At 72.2% G+C, this 16,664-nt stretch carries 12 protein-coding genes and 1 pseudogene; 4 read left to right on the top strand and 9 right to left on the bottom strand.

Annotated features, from left to right (window positions below; translation table 11 throughout):
• Positions 1-9 precede the first annotated feature (9 nt).
• Complete coding sequence (locus JK359_RS10345) at positions 10-3,798, bottom strand: nSTAND1 domain-containing NTPase (protein WP_201834219.1); 3,789 nt, start codon at positions 3,796-3,798, stop codon at positions 10-12.
• 146 nt (positions 3,799-3,944) lie between these two features.
• Between JK359_RS10345 and JK359_RS10340 the strand changes: the two genes are divergently transcribed.
• From JK359_RS10340 to JK359_RS10330, 3 genes are all read left to right on the top strand, one after another.
• Positions 3,945-4,412 carry an RICIN domain-containing protein gene (locus JK359_RS10340; protein ID WP_201834218.1) on the top strand — a complete coding sequence of 156 codons (468 nt, stop codon included), beginning with the start codon at positions 3,945-3,947 and terminating at the stop codon, positions 4,410-4,412.
• A gap of 95 nt (positions 4,413-4,507) precedes the next feature.
• Positions 4,508-4,765, top strand: coding sequence for a hypothetical protein (locus JK359_RS10335; protein ID WP_201834217.1), 258 nt, complete (start codon positions 4,508-4,510; stop codon positions 4,763-4,765).
• Between the two features lie 293 nt (positions 4,766-5,058).
• Complete coding sequence (locus JK359_RS10330) at positions 5,059-5,556, top strand: hypothetical protein (protein ID WP_201834216.1); 498 nt, start codon at positions 5,059-5,061, stop codon at positions 5,554-5,556.
• A 159-nt stretch (positions 5,557-5,715) separates the two neighbouring features.
• On the opposite strand, the gene JK359_RS10325 is transcribed toward JK359_RS10330, so the two are convergent.
• The 6 genes and pseudogenes from JK359_RS10325 to JK359_RS10300 form a co-directional block, all read right to left on the bottom strand.
• Positions 5,716-6,054, bottom strand: a complete 339-nt coding sequence (locus tag JK359_RS10325; protein WP_201834700.1) for an STAS domain-containing protein — start codon at positions 6,052-6,054, stop codon at positions 5,716-5,718.
• Between the two features lie 2 nt (positions 6,055-6,056).
• The gene (locus tag JK359_RS10320; protein ID WP_201834698.1) at positions 6,057-7,352 is read right to left on the bottom strand and encodes a PP2C family protein-serine/threonine phosphatase; all 1,296 of its coding nucleotides are present in this window, start codon (positions 7,350-7,352) and stop codon (positions 6,057-6,059) included.
• The gene (locus tag JK359_RS10315; protein WP_201834215.1) at positions 7,352-8,155 is read right to left on the bottom strand and encodes an alpha/beta fold hydrolase; all 804 of its coding nucleotides are present in this window, start codon (positions 8,153-8,155) and stop codon (positions 7,352-7,354) included. The genes JK359_RS10320 and JK359_RS10315 overlap by 1 nt, the downstream gene beginning before the upstream one ends.
• Positions 8,156-8,455: 300 nt before the next feature.
• Entirely contained in the window at positions 8,456-8,923 is a 468-nt protein-coding gene (locus JK359_RS10310; RefSeq protein WP_201834214.1) for a hypothetical protein, read from the bottom strand.
• A gap of 1,413 nt (positions 8,924-10,336) precedes the next feature.
• Positions 10,337-10,438: pseudogene (locus tag JK359_RS40100) on the bottom strand (transposase); the annotation flags it as partial.
• Positions 10,439-10,583: 145 nt separating this feature from the next.
• Positions 10,584-11,153 carry a hypothetical protein gene (locus tag JK359_RS10300; RefSeq protein WP_201834213.1) on the bottom strand — a complete coding sequence of 190 codons (570 nt, stop codon included), beginning with the start codon at positions 11,151-11,153 and terminating at the stop codon, positions 10,584-10,586.
• Between the two features lie 391 nt (positions 11,154-11,544).
• On the opposite strand from JK359_RS10300, the gene JK359_RS10295 reads away from it, so the two are divergent.
• Entirely contained in the window at positions 11,545-13,956 is a 2,412-nt protein-coding gene (locus JK359_RS10295; protein WP_201834212.1) for a CehA/McbA family metallohydrolase, read from the top strand.
• A 7-nt stretch (positions 13,957-13,963) separates the two neighbouring features.
• Here JK359_RS10295 and JK359_RS10290 read toward each other — a convergent pair whose 3' ends face one another.
• On the bottom strand, positions 13,964-15,202 hold the full coding sequence (locus JK359_RS10290; protein ID WP_307788044.1) for a GNAT family N-acetyltransferase: 1,239 nt from the start codon (positions 15,200-15,202) through the stop codon (positions 13,964-13,966).
• Positions 15,203-15,343: 141 nt separating this feature from the next.
• The gene (locus JK359_RS10285; RefSeq protein WP_201834210.1) at positions 15,344-16,606 is read right to left on the bottom strand and encodes an MFS transporter; all 1,263 of its coding nucleotides are present in this window, start codon (positions 16,604-16,606) and stop codon (positions 15,344-15,346) included.
• Between the last annotated feature and the right edge of the window lie 58 nt (positions 16,607-16,664).

The following is a 16,664-nucleotide window of genomic DNA, read 5'->3' as shown; positions in this document are numbered from 1 at the left end:
GGAGGGCCGTCATGGTGCGGGGCAGGGCGGGTCGAAGCCGACCGAGGGGAAGTGGCGTTCCCACTCGGCCCTGGTGATCCGCGGGTATGCGGTGTCGCAGATGCGGGCGGTGACCCGGTCCAGGCCGGTGTCCCACAACCGCACCGTGAAGTCGTTGCCGCCGGTGGCCAAGGTGTCGCCGTGCGGGCCGAACGCCACGGCCGGCACCGGATTCGGATGGCCGGCGAGGACGGCGGGACCAGCCGCACCGTGCACGTCCCACAGCAGGACCCTGCCGTCCCCGGTGCCGGCGGCCAGCCGGCGGCCGTCCGCGGAGTAGGCCAGCGCGTACAGCCAGGCCCCGGACGTCTGCAGCTGCGTCACCCTCACCGGGCGACGGATGTCGCCGACGTCGATGAGCCAGATCGTCGCGTCCGTCCGGTGGACGGCGGCCAGGCTCCGGCCGTCGGGGCTGAACACGCCCTGGGCCAGCGGGTCGGACCGGAACCGGAACGGGAGTTCCCGAGGGCGGCGCGGCTCGCTGACGTTCCAGAACCGTAGCGACCCGGACTCGCCCGTGCTCGTCACCAGCGTGCGGCCGTCCGGCCGGAACGACGCCATCGTCACGTCCGGCCCGCCCCGGGCGATCCGGCTCAGCGGCCGGGGACGGCCCGGGTCCGTCAGGTCCCACAGGCCGGCTCCGTGTTGCGCCCACACCACCAGCAGCCGGCCGCCCGGCCCGAAACCGGCTCCGCCGACCTCCCCGGCGTCGGGGGTGAGGACCGACCTGAGCCGCGGTCTGCGCGGATCCGACACGTCCCAGACGCGGACGGTGGTGTCCTCGCTCGCGGTCACCAGGGTGCGCCCGTCCGGGCCGAACGCCACCGACCGGACGAACCTGGTGTGCCCGCGCAGCACCGACAGCGGCCACAGGGCGCGGCCATCGGTGACCTGCCACAGCCGGGCGGTGCCGTCCCAGCTGGCGCTGGCCAGCACATGGCCGCCAGGGGCGAACGCCAGGGACGTGACCACGTCCTCGTGGTTACCGAGCGACAGGTCCCGCAGGTCCAGCAGACGGTCGGAGGCGGCGAACAGGCGGCCGTCCGGGCTGAACGCGGCCTGGTAGGCGCCACTCGGGATCGTGCTGACGCGCTTCGGGTGCGCCGGATCGGCGACGTCCCAGAACAGCGTGGGCCCGCCGACCGAGGCGAGTGTCCGGCCGTCCGGGCTGAACGCCACCGACCAGACGATCGTGGTGTGGCCGGCCAGGACGGCCGGCGGCCGCGTCCGCGAGCCGCCGCCGATGCGCCAGACCCGCGCGGTGTGGTCCCAGCCACCGGTCGCCACGGTCCGGCCGTCGGGGCCGAACGCCACCGAGGTCACCGTGTCGGTGTGGCCGCGCAGCACCTCGCGGTGGCGCGGATGCGCGGGGTCGGTGACGTCCCACAGCCTGGCGGTGGTGCCGCCGGTGGTCGCCAGCATGTGGCCGTCCGGGCTGAACGCCATCGAGGTGACCGCGCTGCGGTGACCCGGGAGCGTGGCCAGCAGCCTCGGACGCCCGGGATCCGTCACGTCCCACAGCCGCGCCGCGCCGTCGGCGTGGCCGGTGGCGAGCACACCGCCGCCGGCCGGGAAGGCCACCCATGTCGGCGCCGCCCGCTGATCCGGCAGGGTGGTCAGTTCGGTGGGCGCCCGGCGGTCCGTCACGTCCCACAGCCGCACCGACCGTTCGCTCGCCGCCGCCAGGACCCGGCCGCCCCGCCCGAAGGCGACCGCCAGCAACCGCCAGGGCTGGTGCAGGACCGCGAGCTGGACGGGGCGGTGGGCGTCCCCGACGTTCCACAGCCGGACCGTGCGGTCCCAGCTGGCGGTGGCCACCACCGTGCTCTCCGGGGCGAAGGAGAGCGAGACCACGTCGGAGGTGTGACCGGTGAGCCGGCTCGTGTACGGCGTCGCGAACGTGCTCATCAGCTGATCGCGGACGTCGTCGGTGGGCGCCAGCCGGTACGCGGCCAGATCGAGCTGCGCGGCGAGCGCCGGGTTCTGCTTCCGCACCTCGGCGGCGTCCGCGGCGGCCTTCCGGGCGACGGCCACGTTCCGCTGCCGTACGGCCGAGTTGCGCGAGCCGATCGCCAGCGCACCCGCGGTGGCCGCGACGACCACCAACACGGTGAGCAGCGTGACCAGCTGCCGCAGGCGGACCGTCCGCCGTCTGACCGCCGCCAGCTCACCGGCCTGTCCGTCCCTGCTCGCGTCCAGGAAACTGCGTTCCCTGGTCGTCAGCCGGGTACCGTCCGCGGCGGCCAGGTCGAGTGCCGCGGCGAGCCGGGCACCCCGGTACAGGGCGTGCGGGTCACGGTCGTGCGCCTCCCAGCTCGCGGTCGCGTCGGTGAGCTGCCGGTGCAGGAGCAGCCGTTCCCGGTCCTCGGTGAGCCAGCCACGCAGCCTCGGCCAGCACCGGATGATCGCCTCGTGGGTGATCTCGATGCTCTGCTCGTCCAGCGTCACCAGACGTTGCCGGGCGAGGGCCTCGAGCACGAAGGCGGTGTCGGGGCCCGGGTCCAGCTCGTCCCGGGTGATCCGGCGCCGGGTGTCCTCGGTGCCGTCACCCAGCGCGGTCAGCCGGAGGAACAGCGACCTGGCGATGCCCTGCTGCACCGGCGACAAAGCCCGGTGAGCGGCCTCGGCGGTCTGCGCGAGAGCGTGCTGGATGCCACCGGCCGCCAGGTACCCCTCCAGGGTCAGGCGGCTGCCGCTGCGGCGGCGCCACGTCTCGACCATCGCGTGCGAGACCAGCGGCAGCGCACCCGGCTGACCGGTCGCGTCCGCGACCACGGCCGCCAGCAGCGGTCCGGTCACCGTGCAGCCGGCGAGCCTGGCCGGCCGGGTGACGGCCTCGCGCAGCTCCTGGCTGCTCATCGGACCGACCGCGAACTGCGCGTCCCGCATCGCCTCGGCCAGCAGGGGATCCCGGACGCAATGGCCGTAGAAATCGGCGCGCACGCCCAGTACCACCCGGGTCCGGCCGGCCGGCGCGGTGGCGGCGGCGACCAGCATCGCGATGAACGCGTCCCGTTCGTCCCGGTCGCGGCAGAGGGTGAAGACCTCTTCGAACTGGTCGGCCACGATCAGCATGTCGATGTCCGGCGAGCGGTCCGTCATGGCCTGCCGGATCCTCAGGTGCAGCGCCGCAGGATCCTCGCGCAGCTCGGTCATCAGTGCGCCGGGTGACTCCGACGTCGTCGCGGCCAGGTGGACCGCGCACTCCTCCACCGGGTGGGGCCCCGGCGTGAAGAGCATCACCGGCCGGCCCGACGCCCGTACGCGGGCGACGAGTCCTGCCCGTAACAGCGAGGACTTGCCCGATCCGGACGGCCCGAAGACCGCCAGGAACCGGCGTTCACGCACCTTCGTCAGCATCTCGCCGGTCAGCCGCTCGCGCCCGAAGAAGCGGTCGGCGTCGTCCGGCTGGAACGCCGACAGCCCGGCGTACGGTGTGCCCTGCCCGCCGGCCTCCCCCGGTTCCTCCTGCTCCTCGCCCTGTGCGCCCGCCGCGATCTCGGCGGCGACCGCGTGCCACCGGGACTCCCAGGCGCGCCGGTCACCCCCGCAGGCCTCCACGTACGCGAGGGTGACGCTCAGGCTCGGCAGCGTGCGCCCGGCAGCGGCGTCCGACAGCGTCGTGGACGAGTAGTGCGCCTTCTGGGCCAGCGCCCGGTACGGCGGCCGCCCCGCCGCCTCGCGCAGCTTCCGCAGGTCCGCCGCGAACCGTGTCAGCGGACCGGTGTCCAGGTCGAGCGGGCGTTCGCCGCGTGGCATGGCCTTCCCTTCCGGGCTTTCCGCAGCCCCGATGCGCGGCCATTGTCCGGCTGTTGATGTCCGGCGTCCAAGTCCCGGCGCCGGACAACCCGCGGCGGCTAGTCATGGGCCAGCGCAATCGCGCACCGGCCACAGGGAGAGAATCCATGAAGACGACGAAGCGACTGGTGCCGCTGCTGGCGGCCGTCGGGCTCACCATCGGCGCTGCCTCGGCGGGGCAGCCGGCGTACGCCGCGGCGCCGCTGCTCAGGTCCAACCTGAACGGAAGGTGTGCCGACATCTTCATGTTCCACCAGGAGAACGGAGCTTCCACCGTGACGTGGGACTGCACCGGCAACACCAATCAGCAGTGGCGCTGGGACGGTGAGCAGATCCGTTCCGGCCTCAACGGGAAGTGCCTGGAGATCTACGCGTACAACCAGGGCGACCAGGGGTCGGTGAGCATGTGGGACTGCACCGGCGGCAGCAACCAGCGGTGGTACCGCAACGGCAGCGAGATCCGTAGCCGGATGAACGGCAAGTGTCTCGACATCCTGGCCGGCCGGCCGGAGAACGGCCAGCTCCTGGTGAGCTGGAGCTGCAACGGAGCGCGGAGCCAGAGCTGGGACTTCTGACCGACGGCCCGGCCCGGCACCCGGTGTGCCGGGCCGGGCCACCGTACAGAAGCGGAAGAAGGCAGCCGGGCCCGGCACCGGGCACCGGCCGCAAGGTGACGGCCCGTCAGTCCGTCCACGGCTGCCAGTCGTTCTCGTCGTCCCGCCGCCACAGGCCGATACCGCGGTCGCGCAGCGCCCTGGGCATGGTGCTCGGCCTGTACGGCCTGCTCTACCTGGACGTGGCCCTGCGCCCTGCCGAAGGCCTGCCGGTCGCCGCGGTCGGTCTGGCCGGAAAGGTCCTCGGGCCGCTCGGCTGGCTGTGGCTCGCACTCAGCGGCGAGTGGCCCTGGCCTCCGGTGTCATCCTCGTGACCAACGACCTGATCTGGTGGGTCCCCTTCGCGCTGTACCTCCGTGACTGCCTGCCGCAAAGGCGGGCCCGCCACCTGGCCGCAGAGCGGCGATGACAGCCGGCCGCATCCCCCGTACCGCGGCCGCCGCATCCGCTGGCGCATCGCAGGAGGACATATGCGGGGTCGCGGGGGAGTGGCGTCCGGTGTCCGTTTCGTCACGGGGCGGTCCCAAGTGGTGCGGTCCCGGCGGCATGTCGCCGCGACCCCAGGACAATCGAACTGTTCGGTGCCGGGGGAGAGGGGACGGAAGCCGTGCCTGACGTGAGCGAGAGCTTCGAGTACAGGATCGTGCACATCGTCACAGCGCAGGGCGACGAGAGGATGAGGCGGTCGGTCGCCCTCACCAATGACGCCGTCAGGCGTCTGCCGCGCTACGCCGAGCAGGGGAACACGGCCCATGAGGCCTGCGACCACTGCGAAGCGCAACTCCGCGTCGAGCTGCCGTCGTTCGCCGACGTACGCCGTGAGCGGCGTCTGCACAGGACGCTGTGGAAGGTGTGGGCCGTGGCGACGGTCCTCAGCGGCTACGGCTTCGTCCACGTGGCCCGCACCTCCAGGGATACCGGGTACGGGCCCGAGATCGCCTTCGTGGTGACCGTGTGCGGCACGCTCTTCTTCGGGTACCGGACGCTGGTCAGCGGCATGATCTCGCGCAGCAACGGAGCACCCGCGGTCACTCGGGTCGACCGCCGGGAACGGGGGAACGTCCGGCACAGCTGGGCGTTCCCGCCGGAACCCGAAGCCCCCTGAGGGACCCTGACGTCCCCTCGGCCCACGCCCGGCTCCAGCGGACACAAGCCGTACGACGCGACGGAAGCCTCCCCCGCGCTGCAACAGGGCATCGGCGGCCACACCGGGCCCGCGGCTGCCCCGGCGGCTTCGGTCATCCGGGCGGGCGAGCCGCCGGGATCAGGAACCGATGACGCTCTCGCGGTCAGGGTGGATGGTGAAGACCTCGTCGAGGCCGACCATGCGCAGGACGCGCAGCGTATGGGCGGGTACGGCGGCGAGTGCGATGTCCGCGCCGGCGGCGTGGGCGTGGCTACGCGCGGCAAGCAGGGCGGTGATGCCGCTCGAGTCGCAGAACTCCATCCCGCCCAGATCCAGGACGAGGCGCAGGCCTGGTCGCAGGGTGATCGTGGCTGTCAGCTCGCGCAGCTCGGGGGCGCTGGTGTAGTCGAGTTCGCCGGTCACTTCCAGGACGGGACCGGCGGCAGTCTCTCGGACGGTGGTCTTCAGCGGGCTCATCATCAGTCGGGGGTCGCAGGGTCGCAGGGCGCGGGGCCGGTGGCGGGGACGCCGATGGCGAGGAGGGCGGTGTCGTCGTCGAGGCCGTCGCCGAAACCGTGCAGCAGACCGGTGAGGGCCTGGACGACGGCGTCCGGGGGCCGGCCGGCGTGGCGCACGGCGAAGCCACGCAGGGCCTCGTCACCGTACCGGTCGCTCTGGTCGTCGCCGGTGCGGGCTTCGGTGAGACCGTCGGTGTAGAGCAGGAGCGTGTCGCCCGGGGTGAGGACGGTCGTGGCAGTGGTGAATCGCGCCCCGGGCACGACTCCCACGAGCAGGCCACCGGGGGTGGGCAGGAAGTCGGCCGTGCCGTCGGCCCGCAGCACCAGGACGGGAGGGTGGCCGCCCGAGGCGAGCTGGACGGCGACGTGCCCGGTCGTGGGATCGGGGCCGAGTGTGCCGAAGACGGCGGTGCAGTAGCGCGGGTCGCCGCTGTCGGCATAGCGCTCGTGGAGCACCGTGTTCAGGGTCGACAGAGCCGAGACGGGATCGGGGTCGTGCAGGGCGGCGGCGCGCAAGGTGTAGCGGGTCAGTGAGGTGACTGCCGCGGCCTGCGGTCCCTTGCCGCACACGTCACCGAGGAAGAAGGCGAACCGCTTGCCGTCGAGCGGGAAGACGTCGTAGAAATCGCCGCCGAGCCGGTCGGGCGAGGCGGTGTGGTAGTGGGCCGCCGTCTCGACGCCCGGTATCGGCGGCAAGGTGTCGGGCAGCAGGGACTGCTGGAGTACCGCGAGGGCCTCCTGCAGCCGCGCACGGTCGGCCTCCGCCTGTTTGCGCGCCTCTTCGGCCGCATCACGGCGGCGCAGGAGTTCCTCCTCGTAGGCGCGGCGGTCCCGGGCGTCGAACACCGTGGTGCGCGTCAGCAGTGGCTGCCCGGTACTGCCGTACTTGACGGCGGCCGAGACCAGCACCGGCATCCGGCCGCCGGCGCTCTGCTTGATGTCCAGGGCGATACCGCTGATCTCGCCCTGCATCCGCAGCAACGGCGCGAAGTGCGTCTCGTGGTACAGCTTTCCGCCCACGGTGAGCAGGTCGGTGAACCGCATCCGGCCCACCACCGCCTCCCGGTCCAGGCTGAGCCAGCCGAGCAGCGTGGAGTTGATCTTCGCGATGGTGCCGTCCATCAGTGCGGACAGGTATCCGCACGGAGCGCTCTCGTAGAGTTCATCGGCGCTGTCCTCCAGCAGGGCGGCGAACAACACGTCCGTCGCGTCGCCGCCGGTGTCCTGGGGGTCGGGCTGCTCGGCGGAGCGGCACATCATCGCAGGCCTGCCAGGAAGTCCGTGATCGCCGCGTTGGTGGCTTCGGGAGCGGACAGGTGCGGGCAGTGGCCGGTGGCGTCGAGGGTGACCAGCGTCGAGCCCGGGACCGTCCGATGGACGAAGGCGCCGACCTCGCGCGGGGCGATGACGTCCTGGGTGCATTCCAGTACGAGCGTCGGCACCGCCACGCTCTTGAGATCGTCCCGCGAATCCGACAGGAAGGTGGTCCGGGCGAAGACACGCGCCATGTCCGGATCGGTGGCGCAGAAGCTGTTCTTCAGCTCCTGGTCCAGCTCCGGCCGGTCGGGGTTGCCCATGATCATCGGAGCCATCGCCGCCGACCAGCCGAGATAATTGGACTCCAGGGACGCCAGCAGCTCGTCGATGTCGTCGGCGCTGAAGCCGCCCCGGTAGCCGTCGTCGTCGACGTACCGTGGGGACGGGGCGACCATCACCAGCGCGCCGATCCGCTCCGGAGCCATGCCGAGGGCCACGACCCCGATCATCGCGCTGACCGAGTGCCCCACGAACGCCGCGTCGCGCAGATCGAGTGCCTCGCACACCTCGACCACGTCCCGGGCGTAGCCGCTCAGGGAGGAGTACCGCTTCTCCGAGAAGGCGGACGGTTCCGCACGGCCGGAACCGACGTAGTCGAAGAGGACCACGCGGTAGTCCTCGACGAGCGCGGGAACCGTCAACCGCCACATGTTCTGGTCACAGCCGAAGCCATGTGCGAGCACGACGGCAGGACCCTCGGGGTTGCCGACGACGGTCACATTGTTCCTGCGCACAACGTCCATGCTGAACAGTCTCTCAGGCCGCGCCGATCGTCCCGTCGCCAGGCTGGGATGCCGGCGCCGATCCTCCCGGTCACACGGCCGAGGTGCCGGCCCGGAGCGGCCGAAGGCGCGAGGCGCCCGGCTCAGACCGAGCAGGGACCGCGGGGGCCGATCGGGCCCGCATCGCCGCGGACCGGCCCGGCACGGGCGAAGCGGCCGACGACGGGCTCAGACGGAGCAGGGACCGCCGGGGCCGATCGGGCCCGCATCGGCGCGGACCGGCCACCGGCCCGGCACGGGCGAAGCGGCCGACGACGCGGCTCACGGCCGCCGCTCGGAAGCCGCCACGATCCCGTAGGTCGTCAGCCCGTACATCAGGTGCGGCACCACGTCCGACACCCAGTCCTTCGCCGACCAGCCGGTCGGATCGCTCACACCCAGCCGGGCCATCGGCAGATCGGTGGCCGCCATGGCGAGGGCACCCGTGAACACACCGCCGAGCCACCAGGGCATACGGATGCCGGCCCCGCGCAGCAGGGCGACAGCCACACCGGTGCCGCAGCCGACGGCGATGCCCGACAGTGCTCCCAGGCCGGAGAGCCGGTTGTCCCGGATCTCTCCCGACCCGGGAACCGGATGTCCGGTGTCTTCGGCCAGTTTGTCCACGGTCCGGGCCGGCGCCTGGCTCGAGGGCCTGCCCCGCCACGCCATGTCGGCGTAGGTCACGGCGTTCAGTACGGTCGTCCCCGCGGCGCCTGCCGCGCCGCCGCGCACCATGCTCTGCATCATGCCCGGCCGAGTTCCCCCACCGCTCCGACACGAATCGGCCGCGCACCCTCGATCTCAGGGGTGCCCTCGCCTGGGTCACCGGCGCGCTGCGCCGCTCCGACCAGGCGCGACCTCCGTACGCAGGGGGAGGGCGACGAGCCGTGCGAGCGCGACGAGGACTCCGCTCGTCCACAGGGCCCCAGGTCCCCGGCCCCGAAGCGGAGGGCGGTCGCGGCGATGAGCGGTCCGACGGCGGCACCGACGTCGAACGCTGCGGTCGAGTAGGACCGGCAATGGTGGGGGCTCCTGCCGCCTCGTGGAGGACCCGGGTGATCGGAGCGCTGCCCAGCGCGATGTGCGCCGTTCCCGACCGAGCACCGCCGGCCGGCGGTAACGCTGGCACAGCACTTTCCTCAGGTGCCGTTCCCGACCGCGGGCCGCCGGGCGGCGGAAACCGGTGGTCCGCCGCCGTTCCCGACCGCGGGCCGCCGGGCGGCGGAAACCGGTGGTCCGCCTGGAGGACTGCTCGGTACGGTCACCCGGTGTGCTACTACGCCATGACCCACTACAAGCTCCACTACGCGTGCGTCTCGTGCCGTGTCAGCTTCAAGCGGCACCCTGCTGGTCCGCAGCGTCGGCACCTGTGCCCGAACTGCGCGCGTCCCCTCAGGTGCGCCGGCCACGACTTCGCCCCGCCCCCCAGACGGGACGTCCGCGGATGGTCCGTGGTGGCCGTGGTGCTGGGCGAGGGGCTGCGCTACGAAGGGCGATCGGCCTGCGGATGCGGCAAGGAGCCCAAGTACCGCCCGCGGACACGTGCGGAACTGAGGGTGCGTCGGATCGTTGCCGCGCGGGACGGGACGCCGCTGTCCGAGGTGTTGTCCCGCCCGGACGCGCCGACCCCACCGGCCGACTGACCGCACGCCTCAGCGTGTCAGGCGGCATCTGCTGACGAGGATCACCCCCGCGAACGGCCCCTGCCCGCGATGCGCAGCTGCCGCCGGCCTGGTGGAGCGGAAACGGAGCGGGGAACCTGGCATGGAACGTCACAGCGGTGTGCCTGCGCCAGGCCCTCGTGCCGGCCGAACTGCTGGGGCGTGTCGGCATGGCCTACCAGATGGTCATCGGTGGTGGCACGACGCTCGGCGCCGCCACGGCGGGCTTCACCGCCGACTCCTTCGGGCTTCGTGCCCCCTTCCACGCCGGAGCCGTTCATCTGATCGCCGCCAGTGTGATCAGCGTGCGATCCGCGGCGAAGGGCACGGCGTCCGGAAGGGCGACCACGCAGTCCAGCGCCCAGGGCGGCAAGGCTCGCGGCACCGGGCAACCACCGGCAGGCGAAACGGAGAACCCAGGAGCCTCACGCAGCACAGGCCCAGTCACCGTGATCCCCGTCCCGCCCGACGGCCGACGCGCGCACTCCTCCGGTCCGGCGGAAACGTTCGCCCTGTTGACCACTCCGCCCAGCCGTCCGTCAGCGGCGTGCTTGTTCCGCCAGATGACGTAGCGGCGGAACATGCTGCCCTGCGCCGTGTGACCGGCACGGCCGGCCCCGCGTGGTTCATGGCCGGAACGCAACAGGCCGTCGGTCAGAGCGGAGGCGTCCTCCGCCCAGACGAACCAGTCGATGTCCACATGGTCACGCGTGACCTCCCCGATGAAGAAGTCCACAGCGTCCACGCTATGCGGCATCCCCGGCCGCGGCAGTTCGATTGCCCTCCGCGGGAACGGGCGGCGTCTCCCTGTTCAACGCGGCCTCCATGGAACGCAGCCGCCGGTGCTGCACGTTGCTGTTATGGATGCTCCACCCGACGCAGAGCACGGCGAACACCCCGAAGGCGACGGCCTGCAGCGGGCTGCCGGTGAGCACCGTCAGCAGCGTGCCGGCGGTGAAGAGGAACGCCAGCAGGACGAGAGCCGGAACGCGGTGGCGCATGCGGTGCAGACGTTGTGCCACGAGGGCCCGCATGGCCCTGCGCTCGTCCGGAGCGGAAGGGACCTCTCCTCGGCGCAGTTTGAGGCCTAGTGCCACGACGTCGTCCACCGAGCCGCCGGCGGCACGCCTCTCCCTGCGCCGCTGAGCGAGTACCACGGCGACCGCTCCTACGGACGTGATGGTGGTGCGCACCAGAACCGACAGGACCGAACGCCCGGGAAACAGCAGCATGATCAGAGCGCTGGCAGCCAGGATCGAGAGGACCAGCTGCACCCCCACATGCCGGGCGAGAAAGACGCGGATCCGCAGCATCATCAGCCTCCTCCTTCTGGCGTCCGTGCGGTGCCTGGGCTGTGCGCGTACCCCTGTGCATGCCCGGCAAGCCACCCAAAGCGCCGTCCTCGGACGGAAGTTGAGGTTCCGGCTGAAGGCGACGGCAGTGGTGTGAACTCCTGGCGTCGGTGTGCCGGCCCGTAGCTGCGCAGCCGTCCCCCAGGGGCGCTTGTTCGGCCGAGTGCCGGTACCCTGCTGGTCGTTCGAACGAACGAGGCGCTTCCGTGTTCCTGATCGCCGGCGAGCGGATACCGCAGCCGGCCGGTGTCCAGACTGACAGGTGCATGACTTTCGGAGGTTTGCTGTGCCGAGTGAACTCGGATCCGACAGACACGGAGAACAGCACGCGGCCACCCCGGTGCACCGCCGTGACGTGCTCCGACTGGGCACACTGCTCGCGACGGGCGGTCTCGCGGCCATGGTGCCCGCCGGCATCGCCGGGGCGGCCACGCGCAGCGACGGCAACCAGGTGACCAAGACGTACCGGGGGCATTCGTCCCCCGGCTTCGACCAGTGGGCCTACATCGACTTCGACGTCCCTCCCGGCGTGAACCGGATCTCCGTCACCTCGAGCTTCGAGCCCTTCGTGCTCGTCCCGGGCGTCATGTCCAACGTGCTCGACATAGGAATCTTCGGCCCGTCCGGTTTCCGCGGGTGGTCGGGCGGGGCCCGGCGCGACTTCACGCTCTCCGCGGCGGACGCGACTCCCGGCTACGTCCCCGGACCGATCGGGGCGGGCAAGTGGTCCGTCGCCCTCGGCCCCATCGTCTACAAGGCGTCCGGGATGGACTGGCAGGTCGGCGTCACCCTGGACTACGGACCCCCGCTCCAGCCGGTCCCGTACGACACCCTGCCCGACTCGATCCGCGGCCGGGCCGACGACTGGTACCGCGGTGACCTGCACCTGCACAGCGTCCACTCCGACGGCGCGCGGACCGTGGACCGGATGGTCGCCGACGCCCGCGAGAGTCAGCTGGACTTCATCGCCACCTCGGACCACAACACCAGTTCCACCGGCGTCTCCTGGCACGGCAACGTCCCCACGGACCTCCTCGTGATCAACGCGGAAGAGGTCACCACCCGCCACGGCCACTGGCTGGCCGTCGGATTACCCCAGGGGGAGTGGGTGGACTGGCGCTACGCCCCCGGCGACCCGGGCGCACTGGACGGGCACGTCCAGCGGGTCCACAGCCTGGGCGGACTCGTGGTCGCCGCACACCCCATGACCCCGGGTCCCGGGTCCTTCTGGGAATTCGGCCTCGACCACGTCGACGCCATGGAGGTCTGGAACGGCCCCTGGACGCTCGACGACGCGGCCAACGTCGCCGTCTGGCACGCCGCGCTGAGCCTGGGAAAACGCATCCCGGGCCTGGGCAACAGCGACGCGCACGCGACGACGGACACCATCGGCCTGCCGCACAACGTCGTCCACGCCTCCGCACTGTCCGCCACAGCGATTCTGGCCGCCCTGCGGCAGGGCAGGTCCTACGCCGCGGAATCCGCCGCCGTCACCGTGGACCTCACCGCCAGTGGCGCCGGCCGCACCGCCGGACCGGGTGAGGAACTCCCGCTGGGCCTCTTCGATCCGGTCGACGTCACAGCCTCCGTGTCCGGCGCCCCCGACACCGTCGTCACCCTGTACACGGAGTGGGGAACCATGGCGTCGACGGCCGTCGGCGCCGGCGGATCCGGCCGACTGCACTGGCGCGGCTGGGGCAAGGCCTCCCTGTTCGCACGAGCCGAAGTACGACGCCTGCGGCCCGGCTCCAGCACGCTCGACCAGATGGTGGCCCTCACCAACCCCGTCTGGTTCTACGGCGCCGACCGCCCGCCGTACGCCGTCGAAAGACGCGTCCTCTTCCAGAGCACCCGCAGGGCGGACGGCACCTGGACCAGCATGAGGCCGCTGCCCGGCACGGACGTCGACCCCACGTTCGCCGGCGTACAGGTCTCCGCCGCCGGCATGCCCGACGGGACCGTGCAGATCCTGGGCCTGAAACCCGACAACAGCCTCTGGACCGCGACTCTGAACGGTTCCGCCCTCTCCCGGCCGTGGCAGCGTCTGGACGGCCCCGGCCGGCAGCAGGACTTCACCGCGCGCGAGGCGGCCGTCACGGCTCTGCCCGACGGAACCAGCCAGCTCCTGGCCACGGGCATGGACGGCACGCTGTACCACCAGCAGCGTCGCACCGACGGCACACTGACCGGCTTCCGCTCGGTGCCCGGCTTCACGCCGAACAGCACCTGGGGTGCCACGAAGATCTCCCTCGCGGGTATGCCCGACGGCTCGGCCCACGTCCTCGCCTACCACACCGACGGTGCCATGTACGCGTGCATGCGCCGCAAGGACGGATCCTGGACCGCCTGGACGAGGCCGGCCGGCTTCGGCGGCGCTCCCACCTTCGCCGGTCCGGCGCTCGCCGTCGCGGGTCTGCCCGACGGTTCCTCGCAAGTCGTCGCCGTCGGCCTCGACGGATGCGTCTACCACCAGGTGCGCCGCCCCGACGGACGGTGGGACGGCTTCGCACCGCTCGCGGGAGTCGACTCGAGCAGGATGGGCGCCAGCAGCACCGACATCGCGGGCATGCCCGACGGGTCGGCGCAGGTGGTCGTCGTCGGCCGCGACGGCAACGTCTGGCACAACATCAGGAAGGACGACTTCTCCTGGACGGGCTTCGCCCGGATCGCCGGCCCGAGCGGAATCGACCCGTTCCCCGCCGGCCAGGTCCGCATCACGGCCCTGGCCGACGGCACCGCACGAGTCCTGGGCATCAGCGCCGCGTAGGTGCCGGTCAGAACCAGTGCAGGCAGTGCGGGGGACGCTCGGCGCGGAAGAGGGCGTCGGCGAGGGCGGCGGCGCCCGGGCGGTGGGCCCGGATGTGTCCGGCACGCACGAGAGTGCTCGGGGCGGTGCCGCCCAGGTAGACCGAGCCCAGGTCGCTCACGTCCAGGGACAGGCCAGGATCCCGGTCCGTCGGGGCGCACGTGGCCTTGCCGTCCCGGACGGTCAGCAGATAGCGGCCGTGTTCGCCGAGGAACGGGTCGTCGACGTCGAGGACCAGCTCACCGTCCGTGAACCAGCCGCGTGCGGTCAGCGCACGCGGCACGTCCAGCAGCCGTACCCAGAGCCAGTCGGTGTCGCCGCTCACCTGCCCGGCGCGGAAGTCCGCGAGCTGCCAGCGCAGCGGGTGCTCAGGCGGGAAGTGCCGGAACTCGACCTGCTTGACCAGGTCGTGGCCGAGCACGAACCGGGCCAGGGCGGTGAAGACCGCGTCGTCGGTGGCGATGGTCTCGTCCACCGTCAGGGTGTCGTCGCCGACCGCATAGCTGGCGTATCCGTCCGGGACGCCGTCGGCGTCCCGGTGGACGGCGACGTACCGCGGCTTGGGAGACACCGGGGGCTGCCCCGCGCCCAGGGCCCACCAGCGGTGGGGCCGGGACAGCGCGCCGGGCTGTGCGCGGCGGTACCGGTCGTAGACCTCCTCCAGGATCTCGCCGCACTCGGCACGGCGCAGCACCTCGACCGTGCCGGTGTCCGGGCCGGCCGACGGGGCGTCGGCCGTTCCCCGGGCCCGGGGGAGGCCGAGGGCGGCCCGGTGCCGTGGCACGGTCAGCCGTTGCGTGTAGGTCGCCGGCCCGTAGCCGAACCTGCGGTAGATCAGGGCCTCCGAGGCCAGCAGGACGGAGAGGAACTCCCCGCGCCTGCGCAGCTCGCCGAGCTGATGGCGCATCATCGCACTGAGCACGCCCCGGCGCCGGTGCGAGGGCACGACGCCGACGGCGGTCACCCCGGCGGCCGGGGCGAGTACCTCGCCGGGCAGGGTCAGCTCGAAGCTGTACGCACCGGCGGTACCGACGGGCCGCCCGTCCGCCGCCACGGCGAACACGTTGCGGTCCGTCTCGAGCGCCGACCACCAGACTCCGCCGCCGCCTTCCTCCGGAGTTTCCGGGAAGCGTCCGAACGCGGCATGGAGTGTGCCGACGAAGACGTCGAGTTCCTCGTCCGTCGTGGAACGAATCTCCCATGCCACTGCTGCCTCCCCGGGATACCGGCACCACGGCTCGTGATGCCACGCCACCATGCGGCGTCGACCCACGGCCGGGTCAAGCGAATTACGGCCGGACCCAGGGGCGGCCACGGCGCACCCGCTCCGGTCCTGGGCGGCCTCGGGTCACAGGCCGGGGATGTCGCGCAGCCGGCGCAGCGGGGAGCAGGCGATCGGCAGCCAGGTGAGGGCCAGGCCGAGGGCGCCCGTCCAGAGCGCGGCCCGCACCGAGAAGACCTCACCCAGGAAACCGGCCAGCGCGGCACCGGCGGCGAGCGAGCCGGTCAGGACCAGGCGCATGGTGGCGTTCATGCGGCCGAGCAGCCGGTCGGGGGTGACGCTCTGCCGGAAACTGACCTTCAGGACGTTGTCCACGCCCACCTTGAACGTGGTGACCAGCCACCCCGCGCAAGCCACCCAGAGGGCAGGGCCACGGTCGACCAGGGCCACGGTGATGCCGAAGGGCGCGATCGCCACGCCCAGCAGCACCAGGGTCCGTCCGGCACCGAGGAGACGGGCCAGCCGACGGGCCGAGAGCGAGCCGAGCAGGACACCGACGCCGCCGGTCGCGAAGAACAGACCGATGGCGAAGCCGGGAAGGGCGAGATCGCGGGCGAGCAGCAGAGGCAGCATCGTCTGGCAGAGCTGGATCGACAGGTTGGTGCAGGCGCCCGCGACCGCCACGGCCCGCAGCCCCGGGTGACCCGAGACGAAGCGCACGCCCTCGCGGATCTCATCGAGCAGTTTGCCGCGTTCGGTGGTCCGGGGCATCGGCTCCGGGCGGCGGATCCGCAGCAGGCACAGCGCGGACCAGACGTAGCTGGTGGCGTCGATGACGACGGCCACGGGAGCGGACAACACCGTGACGAGGATTCCGCCGGCGCTACGGCCGCCGATCTGGGCGGCGGCATCGACGGTGACCAGCAGGGAGTTGGCCCGGGCGAGGTGCTCCCGGCCGACCAGCTGGGGCAGGTGACTCTGCGCGGCGACGTCGTAGAAGACCGTCGCCGCTCCCGACAGCAGTACGACGACGTACAGTTGACCGATCGTCAGAATGCCCAGCGGCCAGGCGATCGGCACGGAGAGCAGGAGAGCCGCCCGCATCAGGTCGGCGGTGATCATGACGGGGCGCCGGCGCATCCGGTCGACCCAGGCCCCGGACGGCAGTCCGATCACCAGGAAAGCCAGGGTGCTCAGCGTCGTCAGCAGGCCCACCTGGGCCGCGGAGCTGTCCAGGGCCACCACGGCGACCAGGGGAAGCGCCAGATAGCTGACCGAACTGCCGAATTTGCTCACCGCCGTCGCGGTGATGAGCAGGCGGTAGCCGTGGTCGCGGATCAGTGGAGGGCCGGTCGGGGCCGGGCGTGCGCCGATGTTGGTCGTGGTCATGCCGGGAGCCTGGCCGCCGCCCCGGAGCCGCGGCCATGAATTTAGTCTGTACTGAATC

This window comes from Streptomyces actinomycinicus (genome assembly GCF_016741775.1).
Classification (GTDB): Bacteria; Actinomycetota; Actinomycetes; order Streptomycetales; family Streptomycetaceae; genus Streptomyces; species Streptomyces actinomycinicus.
This window is presented reverse-complemented; position numbering and strand designations above follow the sequence as displayed.

What these genes read in the sequence shown, in the direction of transcription:
- JK359_RS10345 (WP_201834219.1), bottom strand. Translation starts at nt 3,798, where the DNA reads ATGCCACGCGGCGAACGCCCGCTCGACCTGGACACCGGTCCGCTGACA.
- JK359_RS10340 (WP_201834218.1), top strand. Translation starts at nt 3,945, where the DNA reads ATGAAGACGACGAAGCGACTGGTGCCGCTGCTGGCGGCCGTCGGGCTC.
- JK359_RS10325 (WP_201834700.1), bottom strand. Translation starts at nt 6,054, where the DNA reads ATGAGCCCGCTGAAGACCACCGTCCGAGAGACTGCCGCCGGTCCCGTC.
- JK359_RS10320 (WP_201834698.1), bottom strand. Translation starts at nt 7,352, where the DNA reads ATGTGCCGCTCCGCCGAGCAGCCCGACCCCCAGGACACCGGCGGCGAC.
- JK359_RS10315 (WP_201834215.1), bottom strand. Translation starts at nt 8,155, where the DNA reads ATGGACGTTGTGCGCAGGAACAATGTGACCGTCGTCGGCAACCCCGAG.
- JK359_RS10310 (WP_201834214.1), bottom strand. Translation starts at nt 8,923, where the DNA reads ATGATGCAGAGCATGGTGCGCGGCGGCGCGGCAGGCGCCGCGGGGACG.
- JK359_RS10300 (WP_201834213.1), bottom strand. Translation starts at nt 11,153, where the DNA reads ATGATGCTGCGGATCCGCGTCTTTCTCGCCCGGCATGTGGGGGTGCAG.
- JK359_RS10285 (WP_201834210.1), bottom strand. Translation starts at nt 16,606, where the DNA reads ATGACCACGACCAACATCGGCGCACGCCCGGCCCCGACCGGCCCTCCA.